We start from the raw sequence: 18,617 nt of genomic DNA on the forward strand, positions 1-18,617 counted from the left end.
AGGGAATAAGGCTAATGCTGAAGAGGGTTCTTATCGCGAACCGGGGTGAGATCGCCGTTCGTATTCAACGCGCGTGCCGGGTTCTGGGCATCGAGTCCGTCCAGATTTTTTCCGATGCAGATCGCGATGCGCCTTATGTGCAGAGCGCAAGTTCGAGCCTTTGCATCGGCCCGGCGCAAGCAAGGGATAGCTATCTCAACATCGCGAAAATACTACAGGCCGCTGAACTCATGCGCGCAGATGCTGTCCATCCCGGGTACGGGTTTCTTTCAGAGAGCGCGGCTTTTTCGAAAGCCGTGGAGGGGGCTGGTCTCGCTTTCATCGGCCCTAAGGCCGCGTCGATCGAAACCATGGGTGATAAGATCGCGGCCAAGCAGACGATGAAGGCCGCGGGCGTTCCTTGCGTCCCCGGCGGCGACGAAGCACTACCGGATGATATGATCCGTTGTGCTTATATGGCAGATGAGATCGGTTATCCGGTCATAATCAAGGCAGCTGGCGGCGGTGGTGGACGCGGTATGAGGATCGTCCGGTCCGCCAACGAGCTCGCTGAAGCCATTGTCACCACACGAGAAGAAGCGGGACGCGCATTCGGTAATCCCGCCGTCTACATGGAAAAATTTCTCCAAGCCCCGCGCCACGTGGAAATTCAGGTACTGGCGGATAATCACGCCAATGCTGTCTGGCTTGGTGAGCGCGATTGTTCATTGCAGCGCCGTCACCAGAAGGTCGTAGAAGAAGCTCCCGCTCCCGGCATTTCACGCGATTTGATTGCCGAAGTCGGCGAGCGCTGCGCAGCGGCCTGCCGTAGCATCGGTTACTCCGGGGCAGGGACCTTTGAGTTTCTTTACGAAAACGGCGCTTTCTACTTCATTGAGATGAACACTCGCGTTCAGGTCGAGCATCCGGTAACGGAAGCCGTCACGGGCATCGATATCGTCGCCTGGCAAATTCGTATCGCCGGCGGCGAGCGCCTCGGCTTCGAGCAAAAGGACATCGTTCGGCAGGGACATGCGATCGAATGCAGGATCAATGCCGAAGATCCTTACACTTTCCGCCCCAGTCCCGGCCGTATCCAGCGTTGGCACGCGCCAGGCGGTCCCGGCATCCGTGTGGACACCCATGTGGAAAGCGGTTACGTCGTTCCACCTCATTACGACAGCATGATCGGAAAGATCATTGCCTATGGTGAAAGTCGTAAGGAGGCGATTGCGCGCATGAAGGCAGCACTGGGGGAGGCCGTTCTTGACGGCATTACGTCCAACCTCCCGCTGCATCGTGATATCATGGCCAACCCGGATTTCGTCGCCGGCAATGTCGGTATCCATCACCTCGAACATTGGCTGGAGACGCGCCACCATGACGATTGAGCCCCTCAAGCTGAGCTGGATGGGCGAGCAGGCCATTCTCTGCGACACTGGACATGCAGCGATCGATCTCAAACTGCAGGAACGGTTCTGGGCGCTTGCCGAGCAACTGAAGGGCCGCGCCTTTGTGCGGGAAGTCGTGCCCGGCATGAACAACCTGCTCGTCATGATCGATGCAGCCGCTATCGGTGGCGCTGAGGCGTTAAAGGATATCGAGACCTGCTGGAACGGGCTTGATGAGCATAGTGTCGCCGGTCAGGAGATCGAGGTGCCGGTGCGTTACGGCGGACAACATGGGATTGATCTTGTCCATGTCGCCAAGATAACCGGACTTTCCCCGGAGGATTATGTCCGCCGACACAGTGAAGGCCGCTACATTGTGTTCAACCTCGGCAGTCAGCCCGGTTTCGGCTATCTGGGAGGGCTCGATCCGTCGCTTGCCGTGCCGCGCCGCGAAGTGCCGCGGACGCGGGTAGAAGCAGGGTCCATCGTGATCGGTGGCGCGCAGGCAGGGGTCATTTCCAAGACCTCGCCTTCCGGCTGGCACATCATCGGCAAGACGGATCTGAGATTTTTCGATCCCGCGGCCGCACCGCCTGCGCTGCTGGCACCGGGTGACGTCATTCGCTTTCGCATTGAGAGTATGGAACCATGATCGAGATCGTCACACCCGGCCCGCTGGCGACGGTCCAGGATCTTGGTCGCCATGGCTATTATGATATCGGCGTCGGCTTTTGTGGCGCCATGGATCCGCTAGCGCTTATCATCGCCAATCGGCTGGTCGACAATGACGACGGAGCGGCTGTGATCGAATTCACGATCGGCTCGTTCGAAATCCGCTTCGAGCGGGATACCGTCTTCGCTTTGGCTGGCGCCGATTGTGCCGTAAAGCTGGACACTGTCGAAATTCCACCCTTCTGGTCTGCTCACGCCAAGGCGGGGCAGGTCCTCAAGGCAACCGCTCCACGGCATGGCATGCGAACCTATCTCGCGATCGCCGGCGGACTTGCCGTGGAGCCGGTTCTCGGCTCCCGCAGCACTGACATGAAGGGGGGCTTCGGGGGTCTTGGCGGACGTGCCCTTCAAGCTGGAGACCGGCTACCGCTCACGACGCCGGCTACCTTGCCGATGGCTTCCGATTTCGGTCTCGATCCGCGCGCGCTCTCATCCTTCTACGAGGCCGGCTATCCTGACGAAGTTTCCGTGCGCTTTCTCGCTGCGGCCGAATACTCGTCCTTCGAGGACACGGCGCTCGATTTGTTTCGAGACGAGGCCTGGACCATCCAACCGGATAGCAACCGTATCGGTTATCGTCTGGCTGGACCGGTCCTGGACCTGAAAGCCAAGCTGGAACTGCGCTCACACGGCATCATGCCTGGTACGATCCAGGTGCCACCGTCGGGCCAACCCGTCATCCAGCTCAGTGATGCCAATACCTGCGGCGGATACCCAAAGATCGGCGTTGTCATTGCGGCTGATCTCTGGCGCTTGGGTCAGGCAAGGCTGGGCGGCAAGCTGCGCTTTGTCGAGGTCTCCCGCCAAGAGGCAATCAGGGAACTTGGCGACCAGAATGCGTGCATGGCGGCGGTGTTTTCGCAAATCGGCGAGAGCAGGAGGGCTTTGTAATGGCTAACGGCAAGGAATTGAAACTGCTTGATAACGCCGAGCTTGTCTCACTTGCTCGCTATGCGTCAGAACATGGCGTCTCCGAGCTGGAGTGGTGCGATGGTGAGGCGAGGATATCGCTCAAGCTCAAGCCGGCCAGCCGCAAATTCCGAGGCGCTTCGACAAAGGGGGCTCAAACCGAACAGCCTCGCCCGGAAGCAGTCCGAGCGCCGAGTTTCGGCGAGTTTCATCAACCGGAAAACCTGTTGATCAGCGACGGAATGGTGGTGAATGAGGGGCAGATTCTTGGGTTTGTCCGGCTCGGACCGGTTATGAAGGCCATTCGCGCTCCACAACGCGGAACTCTAAAAAGCTGCGGATACCGCGAGAAGGCACTGGTCAGTTACGGCGACGTGGTTTTTCAGATCACTCCACAACAAGGTAGTGTGCGATGAAGATCGATATCAATTCCGACCTCGGTGAAGGTTTCGGCATCTACAGCGCTGCCGACGACGAGAGCATTCTGTCTCTGGTGTCCTCCGTCAATGTCGCTTGTGGCTATCACGCTGGCGATCCGGTGGTCATGGATCGCACGGTGCAGTTGGCGCTAAAGAATAATGTCGATGTCGGCGCACACGTCGGCTATCCTGATCGACAGGGATTTGGCCGCCGACATATGGCGTTCTCGCCGCGTGAGCTTGAATTGATGACGCTCTATCAGCTCGGCGCGTTGACAGCCGTCGCGGATGCCGCCGGGCATCGGCTGACCCACGCCAACTTCCACGGCGCGCTTGGCAATCTATCCTTCGTAGATGCCGATGTCGCCGATGCTTTGCTCAAAGCCGTCCGGGCCTTCAATCGCGACCTCATTTTCGTGGCCTTGCCGAATACGGAAGCGGAAAAGGCAGCCCGAAACCACGGATTGAACGTTGTAAATTCGTTCTTGGCCGACCGGGCCTACGACGAACGGGGCCTGCTGGTCTCCCGTGGGAAGCAGGGCTCGATCGTAAAAGACGCGGTGAAGATCCGCGAGCGGATCATCCGCCTGTTACAGGATGGGACGGTGGTGACCGCGGATGGTCAGGAGATCGCGATGTCTGTCCAGTCAATCCTCGTCCACAGCGATACGCCGGGCGCCGTTCAGCTTGGCGAAACCATACGTTCAGCCGTTCTGGAAGCGGGTGCCGAGATCGTCTCCCTGTCCCGGCTTTGACTATGCTGGCAGAAAGAACGTTTCGAAATTGCAGCATTGCTCGGCAAAACCGGCAACTGATTTCTTGAAGTCCGAGCTACGGTCTGTTCGATATAGCACGGCATACCGCACGTGCGGCAGCCGGGTCTTCATCGGCAGACGTCGCAAGCGGCCGTCTTTGACAAGCTTCGCCGTGACTGGTACCGGCAGGTAACTCACCCCAAGACCGGACACGGTGAAGCCAATCTGTGCCACGAGACTTTCACAGTGAATGGTCTTCGAGGGCGCGACCTCATGGCTCGACAGCCAACGGCCATACACAAGTCCGGTACCTGATCTACTGCCTTGGACAAGCATGGTAAAATTAACCAGCTCAGTCATGGAAAGCTCTTCTTCCCCTTTATAGAGGCTTGGAGCAGCCATCCATGCGTTTTCGACCGCCTTGAGAGGCACGGTGACGCAGCGAGAATCGTTGAAGACGTCGGGAATGACAATCATATCGATCGTGTCGTCCATCAACCGATCGAACAGTGTGGCACTAAGCTCGACTTCGGGCTCGATGCTGACGCGCGGGTAATTGATCTTGATCATACCAACAAGGCTGGGAAGCCATGTCATTGCCGTCAGCTCGGTTACGCCAATGCGGAAACGCCTCAGGAGGACCTGACTGGAACTAACTCGTTCGACGAATTGATCGCGCTCTTCCAGGAGGCGCTTGGCGTAATCGAGTACTTCCGCGCCCTTTTGCGTCAATCTGGCGGTACGTTTGGTGCGGTCGAAAATCTCGACGTTGAACTGTTGCTCGAGTTCCTGAACCCTTTTCGAGACGGCGGATTGCGTCGTATTGAGCTTCGCGGCCGCTGCTGCGAAGCTCCCGAGATCCGCTATCCAATAAATTGCTTCAAGCTGTTTGAAGGTAATCACGCGGCCTGCGTTCCAGTCCAGTTAGATAAAGATCGTACACACCTTCACGTATAAGCAAAATCCGTCAATCGTCAAAAATCAAGGTGATGCTGGCGTTCCGTAAGCGCCGGTGTAAGTTCCTTGGTTAATGCTGCGCAGGATTTCTTCTTCTTTTTGCTCCTGCGCATGGACAGCGTTGAGAAGTTCGACAGCAACGGCCTGCGGGAAGGCAACAATGCCGTCCTCGTCTCCCACGACGATATCTCCCGGTTCGATCACAAAGCCGCCGATCGCAACTGGCACATTGATCTCACCTGGGCCGTTTTTGTAGGGTCCGCGATGGATGGCGGCGCGGGCAAAGACCGGAAATTCCGATTTGGCCAAAGCTCTGGCATCGCGGATCGCGCCGTCTATCACCATGCCGGCCGCGCCCCGTGTTTGCGCAATCGTTGCCATGATCTCTCCGATTAGAGCACGGTTTGTTTCGCCGTCACCATCTACGACAACGACATCGCCAGGACGAACAAGATCGAGCGCCTTGTGGATTAAAAGGTTGTCGCCTGCCGCAACACGAACCGTCAAAGCAGTTCCGGCCATCGTGCCATTCACCTTATGGAAAGGTCGGACACCGATGGCGCCCGGAAGTCGAGCGAGGTTGTCGCTTATAATTGCAGTCGAGGACTTGGCATAGGCTAAGATGAGTTCGGCATCTGCCCGCGGCGCGCTTGGGAGTATCCGGTTTCCGATCATTGAAATTCTTTCAGGATTGAGTGCGACACGATGCTGCTCAGCGAAGAGCCTTGACCGCTGCCAGGATAGCTTGACTTCCGGACTCGACGGCTTCCATGGAGGCCGCGAAGGAGAGCCGAAGATAGGGGGAAACACCGTAAGCTGACCCGTCCAGAACGGCCACCTTTGCCTGCTTCAGAAGGTAGAGGGAGACATCAAGATCGGTACGCAATTCCTTACCGTCAGGCGTGCTTTTGCCAATCAAGTTGGCGACAGAGATAAAAAGATAGAACGCTCCCGAAGGCGCGCGGGGCGACAGGCCCGGCGCATCCGACAGGATCTCGACCATTCGGTCCCGACGGCGACGATACATTTCAGCTGCCTCACGCACGCAAGCCTGATCGCCCGTCAGCGCCGCGACAGCGGCGGCTTGACTGATCGAGCTTGCGCACGTCGTACTCTGGCTTAACATCTTTACGATCACCTCGATCAGCGCCTTTGGGCCAGCCGCGTAGCCGACACGCCATCCTGTCATGGCGTAGGCTTTGGACATGCCGTTGATAATGATTGCTCGATCAAACAGTGACGGTACGATTTCTATGAGGCTTGGCGCGCGTTCATCGCTATAAGAAAGATATTCGTAGATCTCATCCGTCATCACCCAGACGTCTGGGTGGCGCACCAGCACCTCGCCCAGAGCCGAAAGCTCGTCACGGGAATAGATGGCGCCAGACGGATTGTTCGGTGTGTTGAGAACGAGCCAACGGGTTTTTTCGGTAATTGCCGCTTCAAGCGCAGTTGGTCTTAGCTTGAAATCGACCTCTTCGTCGCAAATCACGACGACGGGCTTGGCACCATGCAGGCTCGCTAAATCGGGGTAGGACACCCAGTAGGGTGCGGGCACAATGACTTCGTCGCCTTCGTTCAGCGTCGCCGAAAAGACTTCGAAAATTAGTTGCTTGGCCCCGCAGCCGACAGCAATATTCTCGGGCTTTGCCGGTAACCCTTTTTCCCGATTGATATGGGCGGCAACGGCGGCGCGGAGCGCTGGTGTTCCGGCAGAGGGCGTATAGTGGGTGTCCCCCGCTTTCATCGCATCGAATGCAGCCTCGACAATATGATCTGGGGTTGGAATATCCGGTTCACCGATCGTCAGGTCCACAATCTTGTGTCCTTGTGCCTGCAGGTCCGAGACCATTTTCTTGGCCGCGATACTGGCCGAAGGCTTCAGTGAAATCGCCCGATTTGATATTTGAAGAGACATTCTGTTCGCCTTGACTGTCGATGTCTCAGAAGGCTAAGGCGTTAGGAAGTTCAAGAAAAGCGATTAAAAGTCATGCAAATCAATTCCTAAAATGAATTAGATGGAAGCGGTAGTCGCTCGCCACCGGAGTAAAGAGGAGAATTCAACTAAGGCGTCAAAGTTTTCGGTGATTGTACGTCGCATGGCGCCCATCTATGCTCCTGGTCAGCTTAGCTGTACCGCGCTGAAAAATTTCTGGTAATTGAGTCTACAAGCGTCGGCGTGTTCTTGCCGTTCCCATAAGCTCCTGGGGGAAGCATGGCGGAGTTTACCGTCGACTGTCCAAGCGAGGAAACCGATCTCGGCAATCACGGTCGGCTCGACCCAGACGATATCTGATTTTCCGACAAACGGCACAGGCGGCTGCTTTCGTTTCCAGCGCAGCTTATCGAGTGTCTTGCGCAGCTTGGTCATCTCGGCTTCCTTAAAGCCCGTGCCGACGTTCCTGACGTGGACGAGCTGGTCGCTGCGATAGGCAGCAAGCGCCAGCGATGCGAAGCCGCCCGGCGATGCGGTGGATGGCTCATAGCCAACAACCATGAACGCTTCGCTTTGCACAAATTTCACCTTGACCCAGTCGCCGGTGCGGCCGGAACCATAGGGCTGAGCGAGGTGCTTGCCGACGATGCCTTCGAGGCCGCACACATGTTCGAGGAGGACGTTGGCGTCGGCATCGATGGTTTCAGAAAGGCAGATGGCGCTATCTCTGCCGTTCAGCGTGTCCTCAAGAAGATGGCGGGGCGAGCGGTACTCGACGCTGCGCAAATCGTGACCGTCGAGGTAGATAAGATCGAAGGCGTAGAGGATGGCATCAGATGCTCGACGGCCAGCCGCCTTGCCGGAAGAACCCAACGATTTCTGAAGCAGCCCGAAGTCAGGCCGCCCTTCGTCGTCGAGCACCACCGCTTCACCATCGATGATCATCGTCGCCGGCCCTAGCGCCCGGGCCGCCTGTTCTATCGCCGGAAACCGGTGCGTCCAGTTATGGCCGCCCCACGTCAGAATGCGGACCCCGGTCGGCTCGCTATGAACGGCCAGCCGGTAGCCATCCCACCTCAGCTCCCAGCTCCATTGGTCACCTTTGGGCGGATGGACCTTCAGCTCAGCAAGCGCCGGCCCGACGCGGTCAGGCATCAGGTCGAACAGAAGCTGCGGCTGTGCGGGATTGCGCTTCCGCTGCGGCTTTGATCTCAGGGGCTTCATCATTGGGTGCTATTCGACGGGTTAGCCACCTAATAGCTATTTAGTCCAGGTGTTTACAGTTGAGTTCCTTTCAAGGTGACAAGGCGGTTCCCCATATCCCGCGAATTGCCAAGGGCCTAATAGGCTTGTCTAGGTATTGAGCACGAGTGGGCAAACACAGTCTGAGAGACGTTCTAAGAATTGGGCGCATTTGTTTCTCATTTTAGCGAAATATTGTAAAATATTTCCAATAAGCTCGCGGTTTTACGATTTTCGTTCTAATCGGTCTTGCGGGTCGTGCGCTGCGACGATAAACCGCAGGATCCCACCTGACTCATCGGTCGATGAATCGAGATCAACATTTTGAAGTGACACGCGTCACAAAGTGAGTTGCTCATGAGAGACCTTCCAGGCCGCCCTTCACGTCGAAATTTTCTGAAAGCATCAGCCGCCAGCGCCGCCGTTGCTGGACTGGTTGCCGTACCCGCGAAAGCAGAGGAAAAGGCAGAGCCGGTTGCTTTGGAAGCTTACAAGCCGATCTGTCTTAAGCCCAGTGAGTGGGCTTTCGTCGTCGCAACAGTCGCAAGGCTTATCCCTTCCGAGGGCGATGGGCCGGGCGCGATAGAGGCGAGGGTGCCCGTCTTCATCGATCTGCAGCTGGCGGGAGATTTTGGTCGCGCCGCCGACTGGTACATGGAAGGGCCGCACCAGGCCGATGCAAGCCCCTTGCGCGGTTGGCAGACGCCGCTCACTCCGCTTGAGATCTATCAGAAGGCTATTCCGGTTTTTGATGAGTGGTGCCGCACGGCCCATGGCAAGATTTTTGCCGAACTCGATGCCGCCAAGCAGGATCAGGCCCTGACGTCACTGCAAAAGGAAGAGATCAAACTTGATCCCGAGATCCGGGATTTCTTCTCCATTCTGCTTGGGAACACCAAGGAGGGTTACTTCGCCGATCCTATGTATGGCGGTAATCACAAGATGCAGTCCTGGACTTATATCGGGTTCCCGGGTGCACGCGGGTCCTACAAGGAATGGGTCCTCAAGCATAACGTCAAATATCCATTGGGACCGGTCTCGATCTCCGGCGAGAGGGCGTGAACCATGGCTAGAACCGAAAAGAAGAAAGACGTCGTCATCGTCGGTCTGGGATGGACCGGATCGATCCTCGGCATGGAGCTTGCGCAGGATGGGCTTGAAATCGTGGCCCTTGAGCGTGGTCACGATCAGAACACCGTTCCCAATTTCCAGTACCCCGAGATGATCGATGAGCTGAAATACGGCGTTCGTCTTGGCATGATGCAGAAGCCGCGTAATTCGACTGTTACGATCCGCCGCAACGAAGCGGAAGTAGCACTTCCCTATCGCGTTCTCGGGTCGTTTCTTCCGGGCAATGGCGTTGGTGGTGCCGGTACGCACTGGAACGGGCTGAACTGGCGTCCAATGACGTCGGAATACCGCCTCCGCTCCTATGTCGAAGAGCGTTGGGGTGCGTCGATCATTCCTGAAGACATGAACCTTCAGGACTACCCCGTGACCTATGAAGAGCTTGAGCCCTATTTCGACCGCTTCGAACGCGTCGCAGGTATCTCTGGCAAGGCCGGCAATATCAAGGGCGAGAAGATCGAAGGCGGTAACCCGTTTGAGGCTCCGCGCTCGCGCGATTATCCGATGCCACCCATGCCGACGACCTGGGATGGCGCGAAGTTCGGTGAAGTCACGAAATCCATGGGTTACCACCCGTTCCCACGCCCAGGCGGCATCGCGTCGCAAGCCTATGTCAACGAGTATGGCATGCAGATGGGCCCGTGCAATCATTGTGGCTTCTGTGAACGCTACGGCTGCTACAATTATTCGAAGTCGTCGCCGCAGACCGCCATTCTGGACGCTTTGAAGCGCAAGCCGAACTTCGAATATCGCACGGAGTGCGAAGTGTTGCGCATCGAAATGGCACCGGATGGTAAGACCGCGACCGGCGTGACCTATTTCGATGAGAAGGCGCAGGAGGAGGTCTTCCAGCCCGCCGATCTGGTGATCCTGGCTGCCTATCAGCTGCACAACGTCCACCTCATGCTGCTTTCCGGCATCGGGCAGCCCTATGATGCCAATACCGGCGAAGGCGTGACGGGGCGCAATTACGCCTATCAGATGAACGGTGGCTACACGCTTTTCTTCAAGGACGAGGTTTTCAATCCCTTCATCGGTACCGGTGCCAACGGCATGACCATCGATGATTTCGGCATCGACAATATCGATTTCGGTCAGGAAGGCTTCATCGGCGGGTCATACATCTCCGCCGGGCAGTCCAATGGTCAGCCGATCCGCTCCATGGCGCTTCCGGCAGGCACGCCGAGCTGGGGTGCCAAGTGGAAACAGGCCGTTGGCGAGTGGTACGGTCACTCCATGTCCATCGGTTCGCATGGCTCCCACATGGCCTATCGCGGCAACCACCTCGATCTCGATCCGACCTATAAGGACCGCCATGGACGGCCTTTGATGCGGATGACCTTCAACTGGAACCCCAATGAAATCCGCATGACGCAGTTCATGAAGTCGAAGATCGAGCCGATTGCCAAGGCGCTCAACCCGACATCCATGCAGGAAGGCTTCAAGAAGGAAGGCGCCATGTATGACGTCAGGCCTTATCAGACCACGCATAATGTCGGCGGTTCGGTCATGGGAGACGATCCGAAGACATCTGCCGTCAACCGGTATCTTCAGGCATGGGACAAGCACAACATCTTCGTGCTCGGTGCAGGCGCGTTCCCGCAGAACACGCAGTACAACCCCACGGGCATGGTCGGTGGTCTCGCCTATTGGGCAGCGGAACACATCCGTAAAGACTATCTTCCAAACCCAAGACCGCTGGTTTGAGGAGTGCGATGATGAAAAAGCTTCTCAAAATTCTTGCCGGTCTCGTTGTCGTCGGCCTTGCCTGTCTACTGGCCTTCATCTTTGTTCCCGTTCAGCGCACGGGCGCGACCACCCAGCTTGCTGCGGATTTCAAGCCTGCGGAAGGGCGCGGAGAATATCTCATGCGTGCCAGCGACTGTATGGCGTGTCACACGAATGAGGGTGGAACGCCCTTTGCCGGTGGCCGCGCCATTCAGAGCCCAATAGGTACCATCTGGACCACCAACATCACGCCGGATAAGGAAACCGGCATCGGCAACTACACGCTCGATGACTTCAGGGCCGTCCTTTACGATGGCGTGACACCCAATGGCACGCACCTCTATCCGGCCATGCCCTATGAAAATTATCGCAAGCTGACGGAAGAAGATGTCGTTGCCCTCTACGAGTACTTCATGAATGAGGTGAAGCCTGTTCCCAACAAGATCGAACAGACGAAACTCGCTTTCCCCTTCAACATGCGCTTTGGTCTTCGCGCCTGGAATTGGGTGGCTCTACGTGGCGAAGCCGGGTTTGCGCCAAACACGTCGGAAGATGGCGTTTTCAATCGCGGCAAATATCTGGTGGAAGGTCCCGGCCACTGCGCCGCCTGTCACAGTCCGCGTTCGGTAATGATGACGCAGGATGGTATCGATGAAACGTCGAAAAGCTTCCTCTCCGGCGGCGAAATCGACAACTATACGGCACCTGATCTGAGAGGCCCGACAAGCGGCCCGCAAAAGTGGACGGTTGAGGAAACAGCTGCTTACCTCGCCACCGCCCGCAACGCCCACTCCACCGCAACGGGCGAGATGATGCTGGTAGTCAGGGATTCCACCCAGTATCTGACGTCGGAAGATAATACGGCCATTGCTAGTTTCTTGAAGAAAATCGGCTCCTCAGAACCATCGCAAGCAAAGAATGCCGAGGCGGCAACGCAGACGGAACAGATGCTGTCGAGCGCCAAGCCTGATATGCCGTTGGGACCGCGCCTCTACCTCGATAATTGCGGTGGCTGCCACCTCGTCAACGGCAAGGGCGCGCCGGAAATATTCCCGGAGCTCGACGGAAACTCTCTTGTGACAGCGAAATCCAGCAAGGGTCTCGTCAGCGTCATCCTGCATGGGGCAGAACTGCCATCCACGGAAAAGCGTCCGATGAAGGTCAGGATGCAGGGCTACGAGGATCGTCTGTCCGACGAGGAAATCGCAACGCTTGCCACCTTCCTGCGCAATGCATGGACCAACAACGCATCCGATGTGACAGCACAGGATGTTGAAGCGATCAGGAAGCTCGGCAACAGCCATTGAGCTTTGCCCACAGTAAGAAGATCCCGCTGTCAGCTTAGCGGGATCTTTTGCCATTAACGCTACCTCAGAGCGTGGGGGTCAATTCGTCGTTTCAGACGTAGCGGCTGATGCTCTCTAGTTCGAAGCTGAACTAAAGGCTGCCGTCGATACCGATGAACGCGCTCGTGAAATCATCTGCTTTGCGCTAAGCGCAGCTCCAGTCCGACATGCGTTGCCCATCGCTTCATTCCGTGGCGGCGTTTACATCCAACTTCATGTCGGCGGTCCGATCCCACTTCAAGGCGATATGTCTGGCGTCTACCACAATGGAAACGCCAGGCAACTTTGCTTTGTCTCCAAATTTTACCAGAAGCGTATTTTTTCTTAACGCCTTGTCATTCTTCCTGAAACGCTTCCTTTCGACCTCGGCGAATTGTCGGCAAGAGAACGGCGCCGAGCAATACGACAGCTACAAGCAGGAGGCCTAAACTGACAGGTCTCGTTAGGAGCACCGTCGGATCGCCTTTAGAGAACAGCAGAGTGCGACGCAGGAACTCTTCCATCATCGGCCCGAGAATAAAAGCCAGCAGCATAGGAGCGGGTTCGGTATCTAGCTTACGGAAGATGTAGCCAACGACTCCAAAAATCGCCATGGCGTAGACATCGAACGTGTTGTTGTTGACGCTGAAGACACCGATGGCGCAGAATACAATGATGATGGGGAACAGAAGATGATATGGAATGGCGATCATCCGGACCCAAAGGCCAATTAGCGGCAGGTTGAGCACGAGCAACATCAGGTTGCCGATCCACATAGATGCGATCAGTCCCCAGAACAGTTCCGGCTGCTCGGTCATAACTGATGGTCCGGGCTGGATACCTTGAATAATCATCGCGCCGATCATCAGCGCCATCACTGAGTTCGATGGCAGACCTAGTGTTAGCATTGGTATAAAGGAAGTCTGAGCGCCGGCGTTGTTAGCTGCCTCAGGCCCAGCGACACCTTCGATTGCCCCTTTACCAAACTGTTCAGGGGCCTTCGACATCTTCTTTTCAAGCGAATAGGAGCCGAAGGACGCTAATGCTGCGCCACCACCTGGTAAGATGCCAAGGAGGGAGCCGAGTGCCGTGCCTCGCAGGATCGGCGCGATGATGCGCTTCCAATCCTCTTTTGTTGGCATCAGTCCGGTAACGCGTTTGGTCATGACGGAGCGGTCGGCTTCGTTTTCGAGATTGGCGATGATCTCGCCAAGACCAAACACACCCATGGCGATGACGACAAAGTTTAGTCCGTCGGCCAGCAACGGCATACCGAATGTGTAGCGAGGCACAGCGGAACTGACGTCTGTCCCGACCATGCCAAACAATAGCCCGACAAGGATCATTCCAAGCGCGTGCAGGAGGGGACCTGAGGCCATGACGATCGAAGCGATCAATCCGAGGACCATCAACGAGAAATATTCTGCGGGTCCGAACTGGAGTGCGACCGCAGCCAGCGCAGGCGCGAACACGGCGATCAAGATAGTCGAAATCGTGCCTGCGATAAAGGAGCCGATCGCCGCCGTTGATAGCGCCCGGCCAGCATGTCCCTGGCGCGCCATCTGGTAGCCGTCGAGTGCTGTGACGACAGAAGAAGGTTCACCTGGAAGATTGACGAGGATGGCTGTCGTGGATCCGCCATACTGGGCACCGTAGTAGATGCCGGCGAGCATGATCAGCGAAGATTCTGGCGGCAGGCCAAACGTAATCGGTAGCAACATTGCGATGGTGGCAACAGGGCCCAGCCCCGGCAACACACCGATTGCGGTGCCAAGAAAGACGCCGACGAGGCAGTAAAAGAGATTATAGATTGTTCCAGCAACGGTAAGGCCCAGCCAGAGATTTGCAAATATATCCATTGGGATGCCTCAGCCTCTGATCCATTCGCCGACAAGCGGCATAGGAAGGCCAAGACCTTCGACGAAAACGATGGCGCAGAAAATGACCAGGGCAACCAGCCCAACTGCGGCGCGAAGTTCGAAACGGAAGCGTTCGCTGGCGGCTGCCGATATCAAAACGAGCATTGCAAGAGCAAAGAACAGACCGCCGCGCTCGAGTAGATATCCGAATGCGCATACCGAAAGCGTGATTAGACCAACACCCTTCCAGTTGATGCCATCGATGGACGGGCCATCACGAAGCAATCCGCGAGCGACGGTAATCAAACCGAACGCCACAAGAAGTGAGGAAATGATCGTCGGAAAATAACCTGGCCCCATGCGCCCCGCTGTGCCAAAACTGTAATTTCGGGCGATGAGAAAGCCAGCAATCCCCAGAGCGAGATAAATCAGCCCAATGCCGAGATCCCGTTGACCGCGTATCAGCGTCATTTTGTATTCCTCCCTGTTTTGAAGTTCATTTTGGCGGCCGTCGCTCATCAAGGGATGCGCCGGGCCGTTCCGTCATCGGCAGCAACCGAAGACCGAATTGCTCATTAGGCTTCCGCCAGCGTTCGATAAGGCGTTCGTAAACGCCATTAACCTGATCTGCTGCGCTGTAACCGATCACATGAAAAAAACCACCGGCTTCAGGGTCGAGGTCCGTGCGTCCTAACAATACGACGGACAGATCCGACGGTATGGTGAGGCCCTCGTTTTCCAACAGACGACGGAACTTGGAGCCGTCATCAATACCCCAGATGAGAAGTGCGGGCCGGCTGGCGGCGGGCGCAACTTCCAGGGCGGCGCGAAACGCCGCGACGGCCATTTCCTCGAAATCCTTGGGCGGCAATCTTCCCACACGAATTTCCGGCTGCAGGACAGACGACAACTCTGGCCTTGACCGCAATATCCTCCAACGGTGTTGGCCCATCTCATTGGCGAGAAAGAAGCTTGCAGTGGTAACGTAGTGTATGCGGTCGTGTCCGCTAGCAACCAGTCTCTCGACCGCGACTTCCACAGACTGACCCCATTCGAAGCCAACCGCATCAATGTCCGTTCCAACTAGCCAGGCGCCGTCCACGATGACTGTGTCTGTCTTGCGCCGAATGGCAGCAATCATATCGATCGGCATCGTGTCGAAAGAATTTTGTACGATACACGCGTCAAAGCGCGGCAACGTTTGCAATACCTCCCTGGCATGTTCCGGATCAGAATATCCGACCTCCAGCGTCACATGACCGGCACCGGAAAGCCGATGTTGCAACTCTTCGAGCACCACGCGACCGCGCAGATTGTTCGCTGATCGGCGCAGTAATATGACACTCTTCTGCACGCGCTCATCTGAAGCCTGGACTTCTGGCGTCTGCAGCCCATCACCACCGGTGAAAAATGTGCCTCGTCCCACATGCGCCGCAACAAGGCCTTCTTCCTTCAGGGCTTTGAGAACCCGCTCTACACTTTGCTGGCTCAAAGAGAAGTCACGCATCAACTGCCGTACTGTCGGCACGCGCTCTCCGCGTCCCGCCGTCATGGCAACAGAGCGAAGATAGGATTGAAGACTGTCGTTCTCGGTCATGTCGTCTCCCTTAATACAATACAATACATATTGGCAAGAACTAATCAGAATTCGCTCTTTAGGCTTGCCATCCGCAAGGTTTCTGGATAGTTACGATATAGGAGTAACAGAAAAATACAATATATATTGTAGTTGTTTAGGAGGAAACACCATGCTTAGACGTAATTTAATCCGCGCCACCGCCGCTGCGCTTGTCTTTTCTGCAATGCCAGCCGTAGCGATGGCGCAAGACACTGGCCCCATTACACTACTAGTGGGATATTCTGCCGGTGGCAGTGCTGATTTTGCCGCCCGCGTCATCGCGCCGGAATTGACGAAAAGCCTTAAACGCTCTGTCGTCGTAGAAAATGCCACAGGCGCCAGCGGCATGATCGCCCTGCAAAAACTGATCAATGGTAAGGCGGACGGTGCGACACTTTATTATGGCGGTTTCGACACCGTCGCTGTGCCAATGGTCAACAAGGCCGTCGGAATCGACTGGAAGGAAACAACCCTCCCTGTGGGAAGAACGGCGCTAACGTCGATGGCAATCGCAGTTCCAGCAGCGTCGCCCTACAAGACGCTCGGCGACTTGGCTGCGGCAGCCAAGGCAACGCCGGACACCGTAACCTTTGGCACGCCCGGTATCGGTTCCGCCCAGCATTTTGTCGGTGAAATGATCGGCCATCGCATTGGCGCGAAATTGCTTCACGCGCCGTATCGCGGCGGCACCCAGGTGTCAAATGACCTTCTTGCAGGTATTCTTGACTCGGCAGTGCTGACAACATCAACAGCTTTGCCGTTCGTCAAAGATGGGAAGATCCGGATTCTCGCAGTGACAAGTGCCGAGCGTGCTGCTGCTCTGCCGGATGTCCCTGCGTTGACTGAGGTCGAGGGCCTGAACGGTCTGGTCTTGCCGTTATGGCAAGGCCTGTTCGTCAAGGCTGGGACAGATCAGTCTGCGGCCAAAGCCATTAGCGATGCAATCGTGGCAGCGCTTGCCAACGATGACGTCAAAGAAAAACTTGCCAGTGCCGGGTTTGCTGCAGCGCCTATGCCCGTTGGTGAGTTCACCGGCTTCATCGATCAGCAGGCAGAGACCTACCGCAAAATCGTTCAGGAATCGGCGATCTCCGTCGAGTAACGCTTCAAGCGCTCCGGTTCGCTGGAGCGCATCTATTTGAATGACAGCCACCGGATTGCGCCATGACTACAGGAATGTTTGACTCCTTCATCACCCGCCACTGGTTCAGCGCAGAGGCAAAACACATATGGAGCGATCTTCAAACCCTGCAGGCATGGCTTGATGTTGAGGCAGCGCTGGCGCAGGCGCAGGCAAGGCTTGGCGTCATTCCTGCTGATGTGGCCGTGCCTATTGCCGACGCATGTCGACATGAGCGTTTCGACACCGATCGCCTCAGCCGGGACATCGCCTACGCTCAACACCCTTTCGTGCCGGTGTTGCGCCAGCTGGAAGAATTTAGCGGCGAACCTGCGGCTGGTTATATTCACTGGGGTGCTACGACACAGAATATCTTCGACACCGGTGTCGCATTGCAGATGCAGCGAACCCAGGCGCTCATCAATACGAATCTTGGCAATGCCGTTACGGCACTTGGCGAACTGGCTCTTGCGCATCGTGACACGTTGCAGGCGGGTCGAACTCACGGCCAGCATGCGCTTCCTATGACATTCGGTTTCAAGGTCACCGGCTGGCTGGAAGAACTTCGCCGTGATCGCCAGCGGCTTCAGGATCGTATCAGGCCCTCATTCGTCGTAAGCCTAGGCGGCGCGATCGGCACTTTTGCGGCGATCGGGTCTAAAGGCCCGGCAGTAGAGGCCGAGATGGCCTCAATATTAGGGCTGGAGCCAGCTATTCTGCCGATGCGTTCGTCGTTCGATCGCGCAACCGATTATTTCTGCGCTCTTGCCCTGCTGGCAGGAACGGCAGAGAAAATTGCCCAGGACATCGTGTTCATGCAGCGCACCGAGATCGGCGAGGTTGAAGAAGCGTTCCATATGGGAAAGGTTGGCAGTTCGACCATGGCCCAGAAACGCAACCCTTCCACAGCTTTGCTACTCATTAGTCTTTGCCGTCTGCTCTCTGCACGTCTGCCTCTCCTGCTTGGTTCAATGGTCCGCATGGACGAGGGTGATTCATCCGCGACGAATGTTGCAGATGTCGCCGTTCCCGAAATTGCCATACTGGCTGCTTCAGTTGCTGAAACTCTGGCACGGCTTGCGACCGGCCTTGTCGTTCACGATGATGCCATGCAGCGCAACATCGACATAACCAACGGGCTGATCGTGTCAGAAGCGGCAATGATGCAATTGTCCGACCGTCTGGGCCGCCACAAGGCCCATCACCTGCTGTACGAAGCCGCTCAGCGCTCCGTCATGGAGGGAGTACCGTTCACGCAAGCAATTGCCGAGCATCCCGAAATGGCCGGTTTGGATATGGTAACGCTGGATACCGCCGGATATACGGGGGTCTCCGGAGCACTCATCGAAAGGTTGGCACGATAGAGCTCCGAAGTTTGGAGACATCGGTTTCTGTACGCAGTAACGCTTCATGAGGTGGTTAAAACCACATGGTCTCTTGGACTGAGCCGTAATCAACCCAGTGTCGGCGGTTCATTACCCTTCAAGAGCGAGGACTTTTACAAGTGTCTGTGCTTTCA

17 protein-coding genes are annotated in these 18,617 nt (G+C 56.5%); 10 read left to right on the forward strand and 7 right to left on the reverse strand.

What is annotated here, in order from left to right; translation table 11 throughout:
- Positions 1–14 precede the first annotated feature (14 nt).
- Genes accC through WKI41_RS16360 form a run of 5 tightly spaced genes read left to right on the forward strand, consistent with a single transcriptional unit; the run spans position 15 to position 4,185 of the window.
- Positions 15–1,370: an acetyl-CoA carboxylase biotin carboxylase subunit gene (accC, locus tag WKI41_RS16340; RefSeq protein WP_340194541.1), complete on the forward strand. Its 1,356-nt coding sequence runs from the start codon at positions 15–17 to the stop codon at positions 1,368–1,370.
- Positions 1,360–2,022, forward strand: coding sequence for a 5-oxoprolinase subunit PxpB (pxpB, locus tag WKI41_RS16345; protein ID WP_144579143.1), 663 nt, complete (start codon positions 1,360–1,362; stop codon positions 2,020–2,022). The genes accC and pxpB overlap by 11 nt, the downstream gene beginning before the upstream one ends.
- Positions 2,019–2,993, forward strand: coding sequence for a 5-oxoprolinase/urea amidolyase family protein (locus WKI41_RS16350; RefSeq protein WP_340194542.1), 975 nt, complete (start codon positions 2,019–2,021; stop codon positions 2,991–2,993). Before pxpB ends, WKI41_RS16350 begins: the two co-directional genes overlap by 4 nt.
- The gene (locus WKI41_RS16355; protein WP_144579141.1) at positions 2,993–3,427 is read left to right on the forward strand and encodes a biotin/lipoyl-containing protein; all 435 of its coding nucleotides are present in this window, start codon (positions 2,993–2,995) and stop codon (positions 3,425–3,427) included. Before WKI41_RS16350 ends, WKI41_RS16355 begins: the two co-directional genes overlap by 1 nt.
- Complete coding sequence (locus tag WKI41_RS16360; RefSeq protein WP_340194543.1) at positions 3,424–4,185, forward strand: 5-oxoprolinase subunit PxpA; 762 nt, start codon at positions 3,424–3,426, stop codon at positions 4,183–4,185. Before WKI41_RS16355 ends, WKI41_RS16360 begins: the two co-directional genes overlap by 4 nt.
- Here WKI41_RS16360 and WKI41_RS16365 read toward each other — a convergent pair whose 3' ends face one another.
- The 4 genes from WKI41_RS16365 to ligD form a co-directional block, all read right to left on the reverse strand.
- Positions 4,186–5,088 carry a LysR family transcriptional regulator gene (locus WKI41_RS16365; RefSeq protein ID WP_340194544.1) on the reverse strand — a complete coding sequence of 301 codons (903 nt, stop codon included), beginning with the start codon at positions 5,086–5,088 and terminating at the stop codon, positions 4,186–4,188. It abuts the gene before it with no gap.
- Between the two features lie 78 nt (positions 5,089–5,166).
- The gene (locus WKI41_RS16370) at positions 5,167–5,817 is read right to left on the reverse strand and encodes an RraA family protein (protein ID WP_340194545.1); all 651 of its coding nucleotides are present in this window, start codon (positions 5,815–5,817) and stop codon (positions 5,167–5,169) included.
- Between the two features lie 37 nt (positions 5,818–5,854).
- A complete protein-coding gene (locus tag WKI41_RS16375; protein ID WP_340194546.1) occupies positions 5,855–7,060 on the reverse strand; it encodes a pyridoxal phosphate-dependent aminotransferase in 1,206 nt (401 codons plus the stop codon).
- A 204-nt stretch (positions 7,061–7,264) separates the two neighbouring features.
- Positions 7,265–8,305 carry a non-homologous end-joining DNA ligase gene (gene ligD / locus WKI41_RS16380; RefSeq protein WP_340194547.1) on the reverse strand — a complete coding sequence of 347 codons (1,041 nt, stop codon included), beginning with the start codon at positions 8,303–8,305 and terminating at the stop codon, positions 7,265–7,267.
- 372 nt (positions 8,306–8,677) lie between these two features.
- On the opposite strand from ligD, the gene WKI41_RS16385 reads away from it, so the two are divergent.
- Genes WKI41_RS16385 through WKI41_RS16395 form a run of 3 tightly spaced genes read left to right on the forward strand, consistent with a single transcriptional unit; the run spans position 8,678 to position 12,483 of the window.
- On the forward strand, positions 8,678–9,382 hold the full coding sequence (locus WKI41_RS16385) for a gluconate 2-dehydrogenase subunit 3 family protein (RefSeq protein ID WP_340194548.1): 705 nt from the start codon (positions 8,678–8,680) through the stop codon (positions 9,380–9,382).
- A 3-nt stretch (positions 9,383–9,385) separates the two neighbouring features.
- Positions 9,386–11,155 carry a GMC family oxidoreductase gene (locus tag WKI41_RS16390; RefSeq protein WP_340194549.1) on the forward strand — a complete coding sequence of 590 codons (1,770 nt, stop codon included), beginning with the start codon at positions 9,386–9,388 and terminating at the stop codon, positions 11,153–11,155.
- Between the two features lie 11 nt (positions 11,156–11,166).
- On the forward strand, positions 11,167–12,483 hold the full coding sequence (locus tag WKI41_RS16395) for a c-type cytochrome (protein ID WP_340194550.1): 1,317 nt from the start codon (positions 11,167–11,169) through the stop codon (positions 12,481–12,483).
- Positions 12,484–12,857: 374 nt separating this feature from the next.
- Here the strand turns inward: WKI41_RS16395 and WKI41_RS16400 are convergent, their stop codons facing one another.
- The 3 genes from WKI41_RS16400 to WKI41_RS16410 are packed head-to-tail and all read right to left on the reverse strand — an operon-like array spanning position 12,858 to position 15,957.
- Positions 12,858–14,360, reverse strand: a complete 1,503-nt coding sequence (locus WKI41_RS16400; protein WP_340194551.1) for a tripartite tricarboxylate transporter permease — start codon at positions 14,358–14,360, stop codon at positions 12,858–12,860.
- Positions 14,361–14,369: 9 nt separating this feature from the next.
- The gene (locus WKI41_RS16405) at positions 14,370–14,831 is read right to left on the reverse strand and encodes a tripartite tricarboxylate transporter TctB family protein (protein WP_340194552.1); all 462 of its coding nucleotides are present in this window, start codon (positions 14,829–14,831) and stop codon (positions 14,370–14,372) included.
- A gap of 25 nt (positions 14,832–14,856) precedes the next feature.
- Complete coding sequence (locus tag WKI41_RS16410; RefSeq protein ID WP_340194553.1) at positions 14,857–15,957, reverse strand: GntR family transcriptional regulator; 1,101 nt, start codon at positions 15,955–15,957, stop codon at positions 14,857–14,859.
- A gap of 151 nt (positions 15,958–16,108) precedes the next feature.
- Here WKI41_RS16410 and WKI41_RS16415 point away from each other — a divergent pair, with 151 nt between their 5' ends.
- Together WKI41_RS16415 and WKI41_RS16420 are read left to right on the forward strand one after the other, a co-directional pair.
- Complete coding sequence (locus tag WKI41_RS16415; RefSeq protein WP_340194554.1) at positions 16,109–17,080, forward strand: Bug family tripartite tricarboxylate transporter substrate binding protein; 972 nt, start codon at positions 16,109–16,111, stop codon at positions 17,078–17,080.
- Between the two features lie 62 nt (positions 17,081–17,142).
- Positions 17,143–18,462 carry a class-II fumarase/aspartase family protein gene (locus WKI41_RS16420; RefSeq protein ID WP_340194555.1) on the forward strand — a complete coding sequence of 440 codons (1,320 nt, stop codon included), beginning with the start codon at positions 17,143–17,145 and terminating at the stop codon, positions 18,460–18,462.
- Positions 18,463–18,617 lie beyond the last annotated feature (155 nt).

The sequence above is a fragment of the Agrobacterium larrymoorei genome (genome assembly GCF_037722385.1).
Classification (GTDB): domain Bacteria; phylum Pseudomonadota; class Alphaproteobacteria; order Rhizobiales; family Rhizobiaceae; genus Agrobacterium; species Agrobacterium larrymoorei_C.